This is a genomic window from Bacillus sp. FSL R5-0434 (genome assembly GCF_038004745.1).
Lineage (GTDB): Bacteria > Bacillota > Bacilli > Bacillales > Bacillaceae > Bacillus > Bacillus halotolerans.
On the sequence record NZ_JBBORV010000001.1, the window covers coordinates 2,640,825 to 2,656,692 of the forward strand.

14 protein-coding genes and 1 other annotated feature are annotated in these 15,868 nt (G+C 44.2%); of the genes, 3 read left to right on the plus strand and 11 right to left on the minus strand.

The features are described from left to right. Positions 1-7: 7 nt before the first annotated feature. Together hisS and NYE43_RS13665 are read right to left on the minus strand one after the other, a co-directional pair. Positions 8-1,282, minus strand: coding sequence for a histidine--tRNA ligase (gene hisS, locus NYE43_RS13660; protein WP_024122316.1), 1,275 nt, complete (start codon positions 1,280-1,282; stop codon positions 8-10). Between the two features lie 90 nt (positions 1,283-1,372). Then, positions 1,373-1,603, minus strand: a binding site (T-box leader). A gap of 59 nt (positions 1,604-1,662) precedes the next feature. Continuing rightward, a complete protein-coding gene (locus NYE43_RS13665) occupies positions 1,663-1,833 on the minus strand; it encodes a YrzK family protein (RefSeq protein WP_010335119.1) in 171 nt (56 codons plus the stop codon). 133 nt (positions 1,834-1,966) lie between these two features. On the opposite strand from NYE43_RS13665, the gene NYE43_RS13670 reads away from it, so the two are divergent. Then, positions 1,967-3,520, plus strand: coding sequence for an SH3 domain-containing protein (locus tag NYE43_RS13670; protein WP_106020185.1), 1,554 nt, complete (start codon positions 1,967-1,969; stop codon positions 3,518-3,520). Positions 3,521-3,545: 25 nt separating this feature from the next. Here NYE43_RS13670 and dtd read toward each other — a convergent pair whose 3' ends face one another. The 8 genes from dtd to NYE43_RS13710 all read right to left on the minus strand — a co-directional run bounded on the left by dtd (position 3,546) and on the right by NYE43_RS13710 (position 12,931). Continuing rightward, positions 3,546-3,986: a D-aminoacyl-tRNA deacylase gene (gene dtd, locus NYE43_RS13675; RefSeq protein WP_010335121.1), complete on the minus strand. Its 441-nt coding sequence runs from the start codon at positions 3,984-3,986 to the stop codon at positions 3,546-3,548. Between the two features lie 12 nt (positions 3,987-3,998). Beyond that, positions 3,999-6,203 carry a GTP diphosphokinase gene (relA, locus tag NYE43_RS13680; RefSeq protein WP_044154273.1) on the minus strand — a complete coding sequence of 735 codons (2,205 nt, stop codon included), beginning with the start codon at positions 6,201-6,203 and terminating at the stop codon, positions 3,999-4,001. 167 nt (positions 6,204-6,370) lie between these two features. Further along, positions 6,371-6,883 (minus strand): adenine phosphoribosyltransferase, encoded by a 513-nt coding sequence (locus tag NYE43_RS13685; RefSeq protein WP_010335123.1) that lies wholly within the window; start codon positions 6,881-6,883, stop codon positions 6,371-6,373. Between the two features lie 5 nt (positions 6,884-6,888). After that, on the minus strand, positions 6,889-9,249 hold the full coding sequence (gene recJ, locus NYE43_RS13690) for a single-stranded-DNA-specific exonuclease RecJ (RefSeq protein ID WP_185848761.1): 2,361 nt from the start codon (positions 9,247-9,249) through the stop codon (positions 6,889-6,891). 66 nt (positions 9,250-9,315) lie between these two features. Further along, positions 9,316-9,651 (minus strand): LapA family protein, encoded by a 336-nt coding sequence (locus NYE43_RS13695; RefSeq protein WP_024122318.1) that lies wholly within the window; start codon positions 9,649-9,651, stop codon positions 9,316-9,318. 75 nt (positions 9,652-9,726) lie between these two features. Beyond that, positions 9,727-10,224: a cation:proton antiporter regulatory subunit gene (locus tag NYE43_RS13700; protein WP_024122319.1), complete on the minus strand. Its 498-nt coding sequence runs from the start codon at positions 10,222-10,224 to the stop codon at positions 9,727-9,729. Positions 10,225-10,383: 159 nt separating this feature from the next. Continuing rightward, complete coding sequence (gene secDF, locus NYE43_RS13705) at positions 10,384-12,597, minus strand: protein translocase subunit SecDF (protein ID WP_101861157.1); 2,214 nt, start codon at positions 12,595-12,597, stop codon at positions 10,384-10,386. A gap of 37 nt (positions 12,598-12,634) precedes the next feature. Continuing rightward, positions 12,635-12,931 carry a post-transcriptional regulator gene (locus tag NYE43_RS13710; protein ID WP_024122321.1) on the minus strand — a complete coding sequence of 99 codons (297 nt, stop codon included), beginning with the start codon at positions 12,929-12,931 and terminating at the stop codon, positions 12,635-12,637. A 115-nt stretch (positions 12,932-13,046) separates the two neighbouring features. Here NYE43_RS13710 and spoVB point away from each other — a divergent pair, with 115 nt between their 5' ends. Beyond that, entirely contained in the window at positions 13,047-14,603 is a 1,557-nt protein-coding gene (gene spoVB, locus NYE43_RS13715) for a stage V sporulation protein B (RefSeq protein ID WP_024122322.1), read from the plus strand. Positions 14,604-14,606: 3 nt separating this feature from the next. Here the strand turns inward: spoVB and NYE43_RS13720 are convergent, their stop codons facing one another. Continuing rightward, positions 14,607-15,263: a DUF421 domain-containing protein gene (locus NYE43_RS13720; protein WP_024122323.1), complete on the minus strand. Its 657-nt coding sequence runs from the start codon at positions 15,261-15,263 to the stop codon at positions 14,607-14,609. A gap of 196 nt (positions 15,264-15,459) precedes the next feature. Between NYE43_RS13720 and NYE43_RS13725 the strand changes: the two genes are divergently transcribed. Beyond that, the gene (locus NYE43_RS13725; RefSeq protein WP_024122324.1) at positions 15,460-15,846 is read left to right on the plus strand and encodes a TIGR04086 family membrane protein; all 387 of its coding nucleotides are present in this window, start codon (positions 15,460-15,462) and stop codon (positions 15,844-15,846) included. Positions 15,847-15,868 lie beyond the last annotated feature (22 nt).

Here is a 15,868-nt window from a genome sequence, read left to right on the forward strand (position 1 = left end):
CCACTCCTTATCCCTTTTGGTTTGCTTTCATCACATGTATCAATTCATCAAGAGCCACTTCAATCTGTTCGCCTGTTTTTGCATCCTTTACATTGATTTTGTTTTGAGCAAGCTCATCCTCTCCCAAAATCGCAATAAATCTGGCGTTGAGGCGGTCAGCTGTTTTAAACTGCCCTTTCATTTTCTTATTTTCGTAATCAATTTCACTGGAAATGCCGGCTTCTCTCAGTTTGTACACCAACGAAACGGAATAATCCTTCGCTTTTTCGCCAAGCGTCACGATATAGCAGTCAATCCCCTGATCAACAGGCAGTTCTCTTTTTTCAGCATCAATTGCGGCAAGCAGGCGTTCAATGCTCATCGCAAATCCGATGCCGGGCGCTTCTGGTCCGCCGATTTGCTCGACCAATCCGTCATAGCGGCCGCCGCCGGCAAGCGTTGTAATCGCGCCAAAGCCTTCCGCATTGCTCATGATTTCGAATGCGGTATGATTATAATAATCCAGCCCTCTCACAAGGTTAGGATCAATTTCATAAGAAATGCCGAGATCGTTTAAATATTGCTTCACTTTTTCAAAATAAGCGGCTGATTCTTCATTTAAGTAAGTAAGAATAGAAGGTGCCGATTTCATCAGCTCATGATCCCGGTCCTTTTTGCAATCCAAAATTCTGAGCGGATTGGTGTGCAGACGTGACTGACAGTCTGAACAAAATTCCTCGATGCGCGGCTCAAAGTGTTTCACGAGCGCTTCTCTGTAGCTTTTGCGGCTGTCCCGATCGCCAAGACTGTTTATCACAAGCTTGACGTTTTTCAATCCGGCCTTCTGATAAATACCCATCGCCAGCGCCATTACTTCAGCATCTATTGCAGGGTCTTTCGATCCAATCGCTTCGATTCCAAACTGATAAAACTGGCGGTAACGGCCTGTCTGCGGACGTTCGTAACGGAACATCGGCCCGACATAATACAGCTTTGTCGGCTGAACAGGATTCGCAAATAATTTATTTTCATTAAAAGCGCGAACTGCTGCAGCAGTTCCCTCGGGGCGAAGCGTCAGGCTTCTGCCTTTGCGGTCCTGGAAGGTGTACATTTCTTTTTGTACAATATCCGTAGACTCCCCGACGCCTCTGGCGAACAATTCTGTATGCTCAAAAATCGGCGTGCGGATTTCTTTATATTGATAAGTTCGGCAAGTGTCTCTCATGATTTGTTCAACATACTGCCAGCGCTCTGATTCTCCGGGCAGAATATCTTGTGTTCCTCTTGGAATGTTATATCCCATGTGTAGACCTCCTTATGTATCCCTTATAAAATATACATTTATCGTCAATGATGAAAAATAAAAAAACTCCCGCCCCTACTATACACATATAGTAGGGACGAGAGTTATACCCGTGGTGCCACCCTAGTTGGAATATTTTCGTATTCCCGCTCGATCCTTTAACGCAGGTTCACGTTCACTGCCTAATGACGGTATCACGCGTTCAGCAGGAAACCTCCGGAGTGTTGTTTCGAGAAAGACGCAATGGGAGCCGCTTTCAGCCTGGGGCGGTTCCTCTCTAGCCATGCAATCTGACCTACTCTTCTCCATTATTGGTTCAGTTTAATTATTATTTATTATGTACTCGATTTCTATTATAATAATGGCATTGCTGTACTCTGTCAAGCTTTATTCCGGTTGTTTTTCTGCTGTGATGCTTCTTTGGACATAAGACCAAATTCCGTTGCCGTTTCAGTGAGATAACCGATTGTATCAGGATCGGCATGATCACTGAAATGCAGGTTTCCTTCGCCGTCGTGAAATGCACGGCCCATTTTTGGATGATATTTCATGATTTGCACACCTTTTTCATTGGATTTATGCCTAGTATAAACAAATCATTTTATTTTTATTTAAAAATCAGAAAGGACTTTACGATATTAAGAAAGAATGCTTTTTTTTATGATCATTAGAAAGGAGGACACAATGAGCAAGAAACACTTTGTCCTTATTGTATGTATTATCGTCGCCGGGGCGCTTTTCCCGCCTTTTTCTGCCGTTACAGCCGCTCAGGGAGAAGCGGTCATCGCAACAGATGAAATGAACGTCAGAAGCGGCCCGGGGCTTAGCTACGGCATCATGGCGGAGGTGAAAAAAGGAGAACGCTACCCCATCTTGAAAGAAGACGGAGACTGGGTGCAAATACAGCTTGGTTCCGGAGATAAAGGGTGGGTTGTCTCCTGGCTTATTACTAAGGAAAAACAGTCAGGCACAAGCTCTACAGACAGCAGTGAAACTGTAACATCAACAGATCCCGATTTACGGATGAGAACAGGCCCTGGTACTTCATACGAAGTCATCGGCAAATTCCCGCAGGGCAGCCAAGCCGCAGTGATTGACAAGGATTCCGGCTGGATCAAAATATCATATCGAAATTCCACCGGATGGGTATCTTCCGAATACGTCACTTCAGGCAGCGGCAGTTCAGCGTCTGAGGAAAGTGATCAGACAGAATCATCTGGTTCAACAACGGGCACGGTTGGCGTTTCTTCACTGAATGTCAGAGGGTCCGCCTCACATGATGCAGCGATTATAACAAAACTCTCGCGAGGAACGAAACTTACAATCCTCGAAGAGAAAAACGGCTGGCTCCATATTGAAGTGAATGGGCTAAAAGGCTGGGTCGCAAGCCATTACATTGTGACCAGTTCTGACCCAGCTGAAGATTCAGCTGATGTCAGAAGTTCAGACAGTACAAAAAAAGCCTATATCGTATACGGAGGAACGAATTTAAGAAGCGATGCTTCAACATCAGCTTCTATCGTTAAACGCGCAGCCAAAGGCGATGCGTACTCCATTACCGGATCAAAGGGCAGCTGGTATGAAGTAAAACTTGACAATGGGCAGACCGCTTATGTCGCCAACTGGGTGGTACAGACGTCTAAAAGCGCTGAAGAATCCGGAGAGCCGCCTGTCGCTGATTCCGCTTCCGGAAGCGGGTCGCTGAAAAACAAAGCGATTGTTGTCGATCCGGGGCATGGAGGAAAAGACAGCGGAACAATCGGCTATTCAGGCCAATTCGAGAAAAAACTGACGATCAAAACGGCGAAACTGCTGGCCAGCAAACTTAGATCAGCAGGAGCAGACGTGTATGTGACACGGCAGGATGATACATTTGTCAGCTTACAGTCACGAGTCTCGACGTCTCACTACCGCAATGCAGACGCCTTCATCAGCATTCATTACGACAGCTTTGCGGATACTTCTACAAGGGGAAGCACAGCTTATTACTACAGTCCTGCAAAGGATCAGGAACTGGCATCAGATGTACACTCTGAAGTGGTTAAGCGATCTTCAATTCCTGACCGCGGCGTACTGTTCGGAGATTATTATGTGCTCCGTGAAAACAAACAGCCCGCTATGCTGTACGAGCTAGGATATGTAAGCCATCCGCAGGAAGAAGCCATTGTACATAGCAATTCATATCAAGAAAAAGTAACAGACGGAATTGAGAGCGGATTGGAGAAATATTTTCAATAAAAAAAGCTGCCTTTTGGCAGCTTTTTTATTTTGAATCCATAATCAAAGTAACCGGTCCGGAGTTAGTGAGCTTTACATCCATCATGGCGCCGAATTTACCGGTTTCTACTTTGATTCCTTTTTCACGAAGCAGATCATTCCATTTTTCATAAAGGCCCAAAGCCTTATCAGGTTTTGCGGCGTTCATGTAGTTCGGGCGCCGTCCTTTTCTTGTATCTCCGTAAAGCGTAAACTGTGAAACAGACAAAACCTCTCCGCCTGTATCCAGAAGCGACAAATTCATTTTTCCATCACTGTCATCGAAAATGCGAAGATTCACCACTTTATCCGCTAAGTAAGCGGCGTCCTCTTCTGTATCATCGTGAGTGATGCCGACCAGGACCATAATGCCTTGTCCAATTTGGCCGATCACATCTCCATCAACGGTTACGCTTGCTTCTGTTACTCGCTGAACGACTAATTTCATTTTCTGACTCCTTTAATTCATGACGCGGCGCACAGAATATATATCCCTTATTTGCTTAATGCGCTCGACGACTTTATGCAGATGATTGATGTTCTGGATAAAAATAGCCATATGAATGGTTGCCACTTTGTTGCGATCCGATTTGCCAGAGACAGAAGAAATATTTGTTTTCGTTTCATTCACTGCCTGAAGCACCTCGTTAAGCAATCCGCGGCGGTCATACCCAAGAATCTCGATCTCAACATTGTATTCCTTGCGTTTTTGCACCTGTGACTCATGTTCCCACTCTACGGGGATCAGCCGCTCCTGCGCTTCATTCGTTTTGACATTCGGGCAGTCGTCACGATGGACGGAAACCCCTCTGCCTTTTGTAATGAAACCGACAATATGGTCACCAGGCACAGGATTACAGCATTTCGATAAACGCACAAGGAGATTGTCGATCCCCTTGACGCGAACGCCAGCTTCCCGCTTTCTTCCTTGCGGATACGGTTTAGGCTCCGCAGCGACATCCTGAACAATTTTTTCTTGTTCTTCCTGATCGCGCTGTTTTCTTTCTTTTTCCGTCAGCCGGTTCGCCACCTGCAGGGCTGTGATGCCATTGTAGCCGACCGCTGCGTACATGTCTTCTTCATTTGAGAAATTAAATTTATCTGCAACTTTTTGGATGTTCTCCGGTGTCAGGACGTCCTTCACTTCAAAGTCCAGATTTTTAATTTCTTTTTCAACCAATTCACGGCCTTTTTCGACATTTTCTTCGCGCCGCTGTTTCTTAAAGAATTGACGGATCTTATGCTTCGCCTGTGAGGTTTGAGCAAGCTTCACCCAATCCTGACTCGGACCATAGGAATGCTTGGAGGTGAGAATTTCAACGATATCACCTGTCCGAAGCTTATGGTCAAGGGTCACCATTTTTCCGTTGACCTTCGCACCGATTGTTTTATTGCCGATTTCAGAGTGAATCCGGTAAGAGAAATCAATCGGGACAGAACCGGACGGAAGCTCGATGACATCTCCTTTTGGCGTAAAGACGTACACCATATCCGAGAACAAATCGATTTTGAGCGATTCCATAAATTCTTCGGCATCTGTTGATTCATTTTGGAATTCCAAAATTTCGCGAAACCATGAAAGCTTTTTCTCAAATGTTGCGCTTTCACTCGCTGCTTTTCCTTCTTTATAAGCCCAGTGAGCCGCAACCCCATATTCCGCGATTTCATGCATTTCAAAGGTGCGGATCTGCACTTCCAGCGGGTCGCCTTTAGGCCCTATAACTGTTGTATGAAGCGATTGATACATGTTCGGCTTCGGCATTGCGATATAATCTTTGAACCTGCCGGGCATCGGCTTCCAGCATGTATGAATAATGCCGAGCACCGCGTAGCAGTCCTTTATACTGTTCACGAGAATCCGGACAGCAAGCAGATCATATATTTCATTGAATTGCTTATTTTGCAGCACCATTTTTCTATAGATACTGTAAATATGTTTCGGCCGGCCTGAGAAGTCAGCCTTGATGTTGACTTCTTCGACACGTTTTTTCACCTCATTGACAACCTCGTCGACATAAAGCTCGCGTTCTGCGCGTTTTTTCTTCATGAGGTTGACAATTCTGTAATATTGCTGAGGATTCAAATAACGGAGCGCCGTATCTTCCAGTTCCCATTTAATTTTTGAAATCCCGAGGCGATGAGCCAAAGGAGCAAAAATTTCCAGCGTTTCATTAGAAATTCTACGCTGTTTTTCTTGGGGAAGATGTTTCAGCGTCCGCATATTGTGAAGACGATCCGCCAGCTTGATCAGTATGACCCGGATATCTTGAGCCATAGCGACAAACATTTTGCGATGATTTTCCGCCTGCTGTTCCTCTTGAGATTTATATTTAATTTTACCGAGCTTCGTTACACCGTCCACAAGCATTGCCACTTCCTCGGAGAATGCTTCCTTCAGGTCATCAAGCGTCACATCAGTATCCTCCACTACATCATGCAGAAATCCGCCCGCGATTGTGGATGGATCCATTTCAAGATCAACGAGAATTCCCGCAACCTGAATCGGATGAATGATGTAAGGCTCACCTGATTTGCGGTATTGCTCGCGATGAGCATCTTCAGCGTACAGGTATGCTTTTTCGACAAATGCGATATGCTCATCGGATAGATAACTGCGCGCTTTATCAATAACTTGCTCGGCAGTCAATACTTGTTCGTTCGCCATGGAATCACCTTTTTTAAAATGTAAACTGTATTGTAGTTTATTATCAAGAAAAAAACGATAGATGTAAAGAGCAGAAGTTCAAATCACCAAATAATATATCAAATAAATGCAAAACAATAGGAAAAAAGCACCCTGTATCGAGTGCTTTTTCCTTTATGAGGTTATCTTTAGTATTTCATTAATGTTAAGATGTCATAATTATCAAGTTTATTTCTGCCATCAAGGTAAGAAAGCTCGATTAAGAAAGCGATACCAGCTACAATGCCGCCAAGCTCCTCAACTAGTTTGATTGTTGCTTCAATTGTGCCGCCTGTTGCAAGCAGGTCATCTGTAATAAGCACACGCTGGCCTGGTAAAATCGCATCTTTGTGGATCGTTAATACGTCTTTGCCATACTCCAAACCGTAATCCACTTTGATGACCTCACGCGGCAATTTGCCTTCTTTGCGCACCGGTGCAAAACCGACGCCAAGCGCGTAGGCAACCGGACAGCCGATAATAAAGCCGCGTGCCTCTGGACCGACAACCAAATCAATTTGTTTTTCTTTCGCATATTCCACAATTTGATCTGTTGCATAGCGATAGACATCGCCTTTATCCATCAGTGTCGTAATATCTTTAAATTGCACGCCCTCTTTCGGGTAATCCGGTACAATTGTTACGTATTGTTTTAAATCCATCTGTTTTATGTCCTCCTCGTACTTTCATAAGCCTCTGAATCTTGTTTCATCAGCTTATTCAGCCATTCCTTCAGCTCTTCAGCCGCAGAATAATTCAGCTTTTGATCCAGCTCCATCAGCTGCTGTTTTGCTTGATATGTTTGCGAGTCTGTTAAATCGCGTTTTTTCGCTCCGCTTATTACAGACAGCACACCATTCTCTATTTTAACAAAACCGAGATCAAAAAACACCTTTGTCATGAAATTGATTGTTTCAACGGACCAGCCTTTATGCCTCGCAAGCTCTGAGCCGTGTTTATTCAAGTCAAAAGTGCCTCTTTTCAGCAAGAATGCATAATACCATTTAAAGTGGTCTCTTGCCGGAAAAGATGATAAAAAGTGTTCCTCATGGTTGAGAAAGATGAAGTAAATCCGCTCAGGCGCTTTGCCTTCCAGCAAACGTGCGAGCATGTCCAGCGAAGGCGGAGAATCCAGTAATACAATATATGCATTGTCAAATTCATATGCCTTCGCTTGGTCCTCAGAACTGATAACGTGCACGTCATGGCGAAAATCTTCAGACTGAAGAAGCACTTTGGTTTCTTCTTTGAAGGAGACAATGACTCGTTTATCAGACGGAAGGGCGGAAACCGTATCTTTCCACGTGCGTTTTCCTCTTAAGTCAAACAGCTGCCATTCAGCAACAGCCGCATCCTTGATCATCAGCTGCGGTTTTTTTCTGTTATTCCATTCGTTGATCGACATTTCACCAACAATCGAAATTTTTGAACCGGGCACAATATTTTCCTCAAGCTCGCCTTTATTGAAACCGACGCAGTCAAGCTGGGAGGAATCGTTTCTAATCGTCATTTTGACATGATTTTTATTCGCCCCGATTTTGCGGACATCTTCCAGCACTGCGTTTTCTACCATCACATGCGGTTTCGGATTCAGCATGCCGAAGGGGGAAAGCAGATTCATCTCTGTGATGCTTTCAACCGTAATGTCCTCCACGCTGCATACGAGGTCTACTTCCTGTACAGGAATAAAATCTTCTTCTGTAAGCGTATTGTCAGCTATCTCATTCAGCCTGTTCCGCAATTCCGGCACATCTTCGGCATTCAGCGTCATGCCAGCCGCCATTGGATGGCCTCCAAAGTGCGGAAGAATATCTCTGCATTCAGAAAGGCTTTCAAACAAATTAAATCCCCTGATGCTTCGTGCCGAACCTTTGGCGATCCCTTTTTCTTCATCAATTCCAAGGACAATGGCCGGGCGGTAAAAACGGTCTACAAGCTTTGAAGCTACAATTCCGACGACTCCGGGATTCCACCCTGCTTTTGCCACGACAATCGCAGTTTGATTAAGCCCTTCTTGTTCAACCATTTCAATCGCTTCATCCGTCATTTTGCTAACCATCTTTTGCCGTTCTTTATTAAGCTGATCGATTTCAGCGGCAAGCTCTTCCGCTTCAAACGGGTCCTCTGACATCAGCAAATGAACAGCAGGATCGGCCTGTTCAATTCTTCCGACTGCATTCAGTCTCGGTGCGAGCTGAAATCCGACGGTTTCTTCGTTCGCTTCTCCGATTTCTCCGCCTGAGAGCTTAATCAGTTCTTTTAAGCCAAGCCGGTTCGTCCGCCGGAGCTTTTCGAGACCTAATGTTGCAATTAATCTGTTTTCATCATGCAACGGAACTAGATCGGCAATGGTGCCGATTGCCGCCAGGTCAAGAAGTTCATCTGGCAATTCGCCCAATAATGCGTGGGCAAGCTTAAACGCCACGCCCACTCCTGCAAGCTCCTTAAAAGGATAGGTGCAGCCAGGCTGCTTCGGGTGAACGATCGCATGGACATCCGGAAGCTCCGGTCCAGGCTCATGGTGGTCGGTAATGATGACATCTAAGCCAAGTTCCTTTGCTACCTTCGCTTCATGGACAGCGGCAATCCCCGTATCAACCGTAATAATGAGTGAGAAGCCTCGTTCTTTAATCGAGCGAAATGCCTGTTCATTAGGGCCGTAGCCTTCTTTAAACCGGTCAGGTATATAAAAATCAACTTGCGCCGACAGCTTTTGCAAAGTGTGCAGCATCACTGACGTACTGGTAACTCCATCGGCGTCATAATCGCCATATATCATAATCTGTTCTTGTTGTGAAATCGCCTGTTTTATTCGTTCTACCGCTTCTTTCATCCCCTTCATCTCATAGGGATCATAGAATTCGGCATCCTTTGTATGTAAAAACAGCCTCGCGTTTTCTGCCGTATCAAAGCCTCTTTTTACAAGCAGCGACGCAACAAGAGGTGTTATGTCCAATTGTTCTGTGAGTGATTTGACCTTTTCCTGATCTGGTCGCTGGATTTCCCATCGCATTTTTGACGCTAACATAAATTCACCCCTCAACCACCCTATTATACTAGAGCATGCTGAGGGGTTTCAAATATAATTCGAAAACTAGTCTTTTTTCTCAATAATGGCGGATGCATCCTGTGTGTCGGCTTGAACATCATTCAAATGAGCATCCTCTTGGTTATGTATCACATCCTGTGCGGTTTTGGTTTCTTTCCGCAACGCTTTTATTTCTCTCTTTAATTTCATGACTTGAAAAATTCCGGCAGAAAAAACGATCAGCGCCCCCATCAGTACTGAACCTAAAATGACTAGAATAAGCGGCCACTCTGATCTGCCAAACAGGTAATCAACTTCTACGGATCTTACATTAATGACTGCGAAAACAGCGACAAGCAACGTAAAAATAAGTGCAAATATAATCGTCCATTGTTTGTTCATTCGATTACCCCCAAACTTCACTTATTGAGGTTAGTTTCCCTATTCACATTGGTTTTAAACATGGCTTGACGCGAGTCAAGCCCCCAGTGCGGTTAATTTTTCACGGATCAGCCTCTTCAGTCCGTCTCTCTCTCCAGAGATGACGAGTGTATCTCCTTCTTCTATCACTGTTTCAGACCCTGGATTCAATTGCTTTTTCTGATTCTTCTTTAATATAGCGATGACTGTCGCTTGATATTCCTGCCGCACGTCCAAATCCCCGATTGTCTTGTGAACGGCTGGTGCTCCTGCTTCTGCTTTAAACCATTCTATGATCAAATCGTCAAGAGCCACTTCCACGGTTTCTAACGCTTTCGGTTTATATGCCATCCCGCCCAGAATCGCAGAAATCTGCCTCGCTTCCGCATCATCAAACTGTACGGATGTCACACATTCTTCATGATCATTTTCGTCAAAATAATACAGCTCTCTTCTGCCGTCGTCATGAATGATAATTGATATTTTATCTTGGTTTCTGGTGACAATCTCAACTTTTTGCCCGATACCCGGCAGCTCCGACTCGCGAACCTTCATACCCAAACCCTCCCACATAAATGAAAACCTGTCACAAATCCTCTTCACACCATTTATATGTTTAATTGTAAGCGTATGTCATTATAGCAAATGTCTATTTTAAGATCAATCAAACGCCAAAAAATCAGGCTGCCCATAATGGACAGCCTGACAGTTACTCTATAGTTCCGTACCTTTTTTTAATTCTTTCCCTTTCCAAACAAGCCAAATTTGCGCGGCAATGTAGAGAGATGAATAAACACCTGTTAACAGCCCAACCAATAGAGCGATTGAGAAGTTTGTAATAGAAGATGCCCCAAAGATCAGCAGTGTTATGACAACAATCACTACAGTTAATACAGTATTAATGGATCTTGTAAAGGTTTGCTGCAAGCTTAGGTTTACGATATGGCTCAAATCGGCAAACGTTTTCGGCTTGCGCTTTTTCATATGCTCGCGAACCCTGTCAAATGTAACGATTGTATCGTTAATCGAATAACCGACAATCGTCAGGACGGCCGCAATAAAGGTAACATCTACCTCCAGCCTTGTAATGCTGAAAAATGTGACGATAAAGAAAGCATCATAAAGCAGTGAAACAATCGCAGCAATCGCCATTTTGTACTCGAATCGGATGGAAACGTAAATAATGATTCCGATTGAAGCAATGGCTACTGCGTACAATGCATTTCTCGCCAGTTCTTTACCAACAGTAGGTGACACCGTGCTGACATTCGGCTCGGATCCGTACTTGTCTTTAAAGTAATCTTTCACTTTTGCAATGGTTTCTTTATCAGGCACTCCTACAAAGCGGGCAACACCAATATTGCTCTTTTCGCCTGACAAGACAACCGTGTCAGGTTCCATGCCAAGTGATGCAAAGTCCTTCTCCACCTGCTCTGTCGTGAGCTTATGGTCACTTTGCACTTCAATCCGTGCGCCGCTCGCAAAGTCAATGCCCAGATTCAGTTTAAATACAAGCAGAATAATAATCCCGGCAACGGTAACTGCACTTGAGAAAATAAAGAAAAAGTTTCGCTTGCTCGTAAAATCCCATTTTTGGAACGGCGTATACGGTTCTGTATTTTCATCTGTGTCCTGGATGTCCACAATATGTTTCTTTTTGACGCCAAACCAGCCTTTTTTCCGGTCTAACCATCTGCTTTCCACAAGAAGCGAGAGCAGAAATCTTGATAAGAAGACTGCGGTAATAAAGCTTGTCAGAATCGACAGAATCAGCATTGTCGCAAACCCTTTAACAGAGCTTGTCCCAAAGACAAAGAGCACAACCGCTGCAATAATGGTTGTAATATTCGCGTCAAAAATCGTCGCAAATGACCGTCTGTTTCCTGAGCGGAAGGCAGAACGGACGGATTTTCCTAGCTTAAGCTCTTCCTTAATCCGCTCATAGGTGATGATGTTGGCATCTACAGCCATCCCGACCCCTAAAATGAGTGCGGCTATTCCCGGAAGAGTGAGAACAGCGTTCATCCAGTCAAAAATCTGGAGCGTAATGTATACATAAACTGATAGCGTAATCACCGCAATCAATCCTGGCAGGCGGTAATAGAAAAGCATGAATAGGAAAATAATAGCTATTCCGACAATACCTGCAAACACCGTATCGTGCAGCGCCTGCTGTCCAAATTGTGCGCCTACTGATGTTGAGTATTTTTCAGTCAGTTTAACAGGCAGCGCCCCGGCATTTAAAATGCTGGCTAAATCTTTCGCTTCCTGGACTTTAAAATGCCCTTCAATTGTAACGTCTTTTGTGTTTAATTCCTGGCTTACATTCGGAGCGGAAACATACTTAGGGTGCTCTTTTTGAACTTCTTTCTTAAAAGAGTCTCCTTTTTCGTAATCCATCCAAATGACAAGCTGGTTGTTTGGCGCCATTTTCATGACCTTTTTTGTCACTTCACCGAATTTATCAGCATCTTTCAGTTTAATACTGACAATCGGTTCATTTGTTTTGGCGTCGTATGTTTGTTTTGCCCCGTTTTCAACGAGATCAGAACCGTTCAGCAATTCTTTGTCATTTGTATCTCTGAAAGAAAGCTGAGCCTCAGTCGCTAAAATTTCCCGCGCTCTGTTTTGGTTTGTCACACCAGCGAGCTGAACACGAATCCGGTTATTTCCTTCAATTTGGATGTTCGGTTCACTGACACCGAGGACATTCGCCCTGCGGTTCAAAGCCTCTACTGTGCTGACCAGAACGTCTTTTGTGATTTTGTCACCTTTTTTTACGGGCTGTACGTCATACAGCACCTCAAATCCGCCTTGCAAATCCAATCCTAACGTAATATTGTTTGCAGCAGGCTTTGTAAAGTAGCCCAGCCCCGTGCCAATCAATAGAACGAAAAGGAAAAACGCAATCAAGCGTCCTTTTTTCATTATGTATATCCTCCCTTAAACCTATGCAGATCAACTGCTACCTCAGTAGTTCTTCCAATGCTTCCTGACCTTCTTCACTGCCCAGCCAATTAGACGTTTTAAATGACTCAACAGTTGCATAGTTCATAAATTCTCCAATTTTCACTGATAAAATATCCCTTGTCAGTTCATAGATGTGCAGCTCCGATTTCTTTTTCCACTTCTTGTTTTTTAAGTATGACCACAAGCTTTCGAGTTCAACATCATCATATCCCAGAATCTTAAACTCTTCCAGTTTGCTGTAAAGAAACGGCCTTACGTGGTCTTTATACAGATCGGCTGGATGCTTATCCACGAATTCCACGCTCCTTTTTTATTGTTTTTCAAGAAGACTTGTCATGCTTGGACGATATATACGCATATCTTTATTGTATATGATTCCAGGTAGTTTGAGAAGGCAGGGGGTAAAAATGGCGAAACAGACGTTTTTAAAGGGCACTCTTATCCTTATCGCAGCAGGGATGGTCACAAGAATGCTCGGCTTTGTCAACCGGGTGGTCATCGCCCGATTTATCGGTGAAGAAGGGGTCGGGCTCTATATGATGGCGGCTCCTACCTTTTTCTTAGCCACTACATTAACTCAATTCGGTCTTCCCGTCGCGATCAGTAAGCTTGTCGCTGAAGCCAGCGCACGCGGAGATCATCAAAAAACGAAAAATATTTTAGTCATGTCTCTTACCATCACTGGGATTCTCAGCCTGATTTTCACACCGCTGTTTTTATTTTTCGCCCCGGTAATGGCGGAAACCATGCTGACAGATCAGAGGACGCTGTACCCCCTCTTGGCCATTACTCCGGTCGTGCCGATTATCGCCATATCCAGTGTGCTGAGAGGGTATTTTCAAGGAAAACAAAACATGAACCCGCTTGCCGTTTCACAAGTCCTGGAACAGGTCGTCCGCATTTCTCTCGTGGCTGTATGTACGACGATTTTTCTCCCTTACGGAATTGAATATGCCGCAGCGGGAGCCATGCTTTCTTCAGTTGCAGGAGAGCTGGCATCACTTGTTTATTTATTCATTTGTTTCAAATTCAAAAAGACAATGAAAATCAGAAAACATTTTTTTCAATCGATTAAAAATGGAAAAGAAACTTTTTCTCAATTAATGAGCGTCTCACTTCCTACAACCGGCAGCCGTTTTATCGGCAACCTGTCTTGGTTTTTTGAACCCATTGTTGTCGCGCAAAGCCTTGCAATTGCCGGAGTGGCGACAGTTGCGGCTACAAAGCAATACGGGGAACTGACCGGCTTTGCCATGACGCTGCTGACTCTGCCCAGCTTTATTACATATTCTTTGTCGACCGCGCTTGTTCCTGCGATAAGTGAAGGAATGGAACAGAAAAAACTTCAGGTGGTTGAATACCGATTGGAGCAGGCCATGCGGCTGTGCCTGCTTAGCGGGGGCATTTCAGTAGTGATTTTATATGTGTTTGCGGATGAGCTGATGAGCGTGATGTATGGGTCCTCAGGTGCAGCCGTGTTTATAAAAGTCATGGCTCCGTTTTTTCTGCTTTATTATTTCCAGGGTCCGCTTCAGGCTGTGCTGCAGGCGCTCAATTTAGCAGGAGCTGCAATGATGAACAGCTTGATCGGAGCCCTTGTAAAAACAGGCCTTATTTTCGTCCTTGCCACGAGACCGTCTCTCGGCATCATGGGTGCTGCATTAGCGATTGTAACGGGCATGGTGCTCGTCACCCTTTTGCATGCAGCGACAGTGAGCAAAGTGCTGCCGATCAGCATCAAAATAAAAGAGTACGTGCTCTGCTTTGCGGTTATTTTTATATGCGGGTTCCTCAGCTCTGCTGTCAAACAATATGTGCGGTTCGGAGAGTCGGAGGCTGTGAATGTTGCCGGATGGATTGCGATAAGCGCTGTTTTCTATATCATCTTGCTGCTCGTTTTCCGTTTAATCAAAAAAGATGAGCTTCGCCGCATCCCTATTATCGGACGCCTGATCGTCCGATGAAAATCAAGTGCGGTGCCCATCTTTTTCATCAATAAAAAATTCGCCGTCAGTAAACGAACAAAATGATATAGCTGAAGGATTCGTATATCCCTGTTTCAATAAATTCTCCTCAAGCCACTGGTTATCTTTGCCGATCCGAGCCAGGTTCTCAGTTTGAATGTCACCGTCAATGATAAGCGGCATCTCCAGCTGTCTATGTTCATCATTGTTTTGTTTTTTTACGACAGTCAGTTTGCCTGACGGCTCTAATATAGCAAATGATACATCAGCCACTCTGTCGATATTATTTTCTCTTAGCTGAACCATCAAATCATCAAAATTATAACGCTGTGATTTCATGGCGTTTTCGTCAATTTTTCCGTATTTAATGATAATGGTGGGCTTGCCGTCAAGAAGCTGACGTACGTTCCGATTTTTTAAGGATATGTATGCAAACGTCACTTGGATCATCATTAGCACAAGCATTGGCAAAATGGTATGAAACAGATGGTCCTCTACGTTTTCTATGGCCAGGACAGCAATTTCTGCCATCATGATAAAGACAACGAGATCTAATATACTAAGCTCTCCGATCTCCCGCTTGCCCATGAAACGAAAAATAATCAGGATCACAAAATATAATACGACTGTGCGAAACGTTATAGTAAGAAGCTCTTCCATCATGCACCTCCAACTCATCATAGCATGCAACAAAACAAACGATTTATGTAAGAAAAAGTGATCGTATTTCATAAAGCTTTTACGTCTAATTCACGGAACGAGGGAATACATTTTTACAAAGACGAGCCATCAGCATGTCTGAGGCTTTGTTTAAAAAGAACAGAAGCCTTTATAGATAGGCAGGGAGGAGAAATTCATGGAGGAAACGAAACAAGTTGGAAAAGGCATACTCTACGGCTTAATCGCTATTTTTTCAGCCATGCTCCTAACGAGTTTAGCCGTTTCACTTTTACTGACAGCAACCTCGCTTGAAGAATCATCATTTAACTGGCTGATCACCGCCGTATCATTTCTTTCTTTATTTATCGGCGGATTCATATCTGGCGGGAAAGGGAAGGAAAGAGGATGGCTGATTGGGGCATTGACTGCTTTAAGCTTTTCCTTGATTATTTTACTGTTTCAATATCTGGGATTCGGAAAAACATTTACAGCAGAACAGCTGCTCTTCCATCTTGGCTTTTTAGGCGTATGTATGCTTGGCGGCATTTTCGGAGTGAATTTGAGAGGAAGCAGATCTTCCTAATAAAAAAAGAGCGGGGGTTACC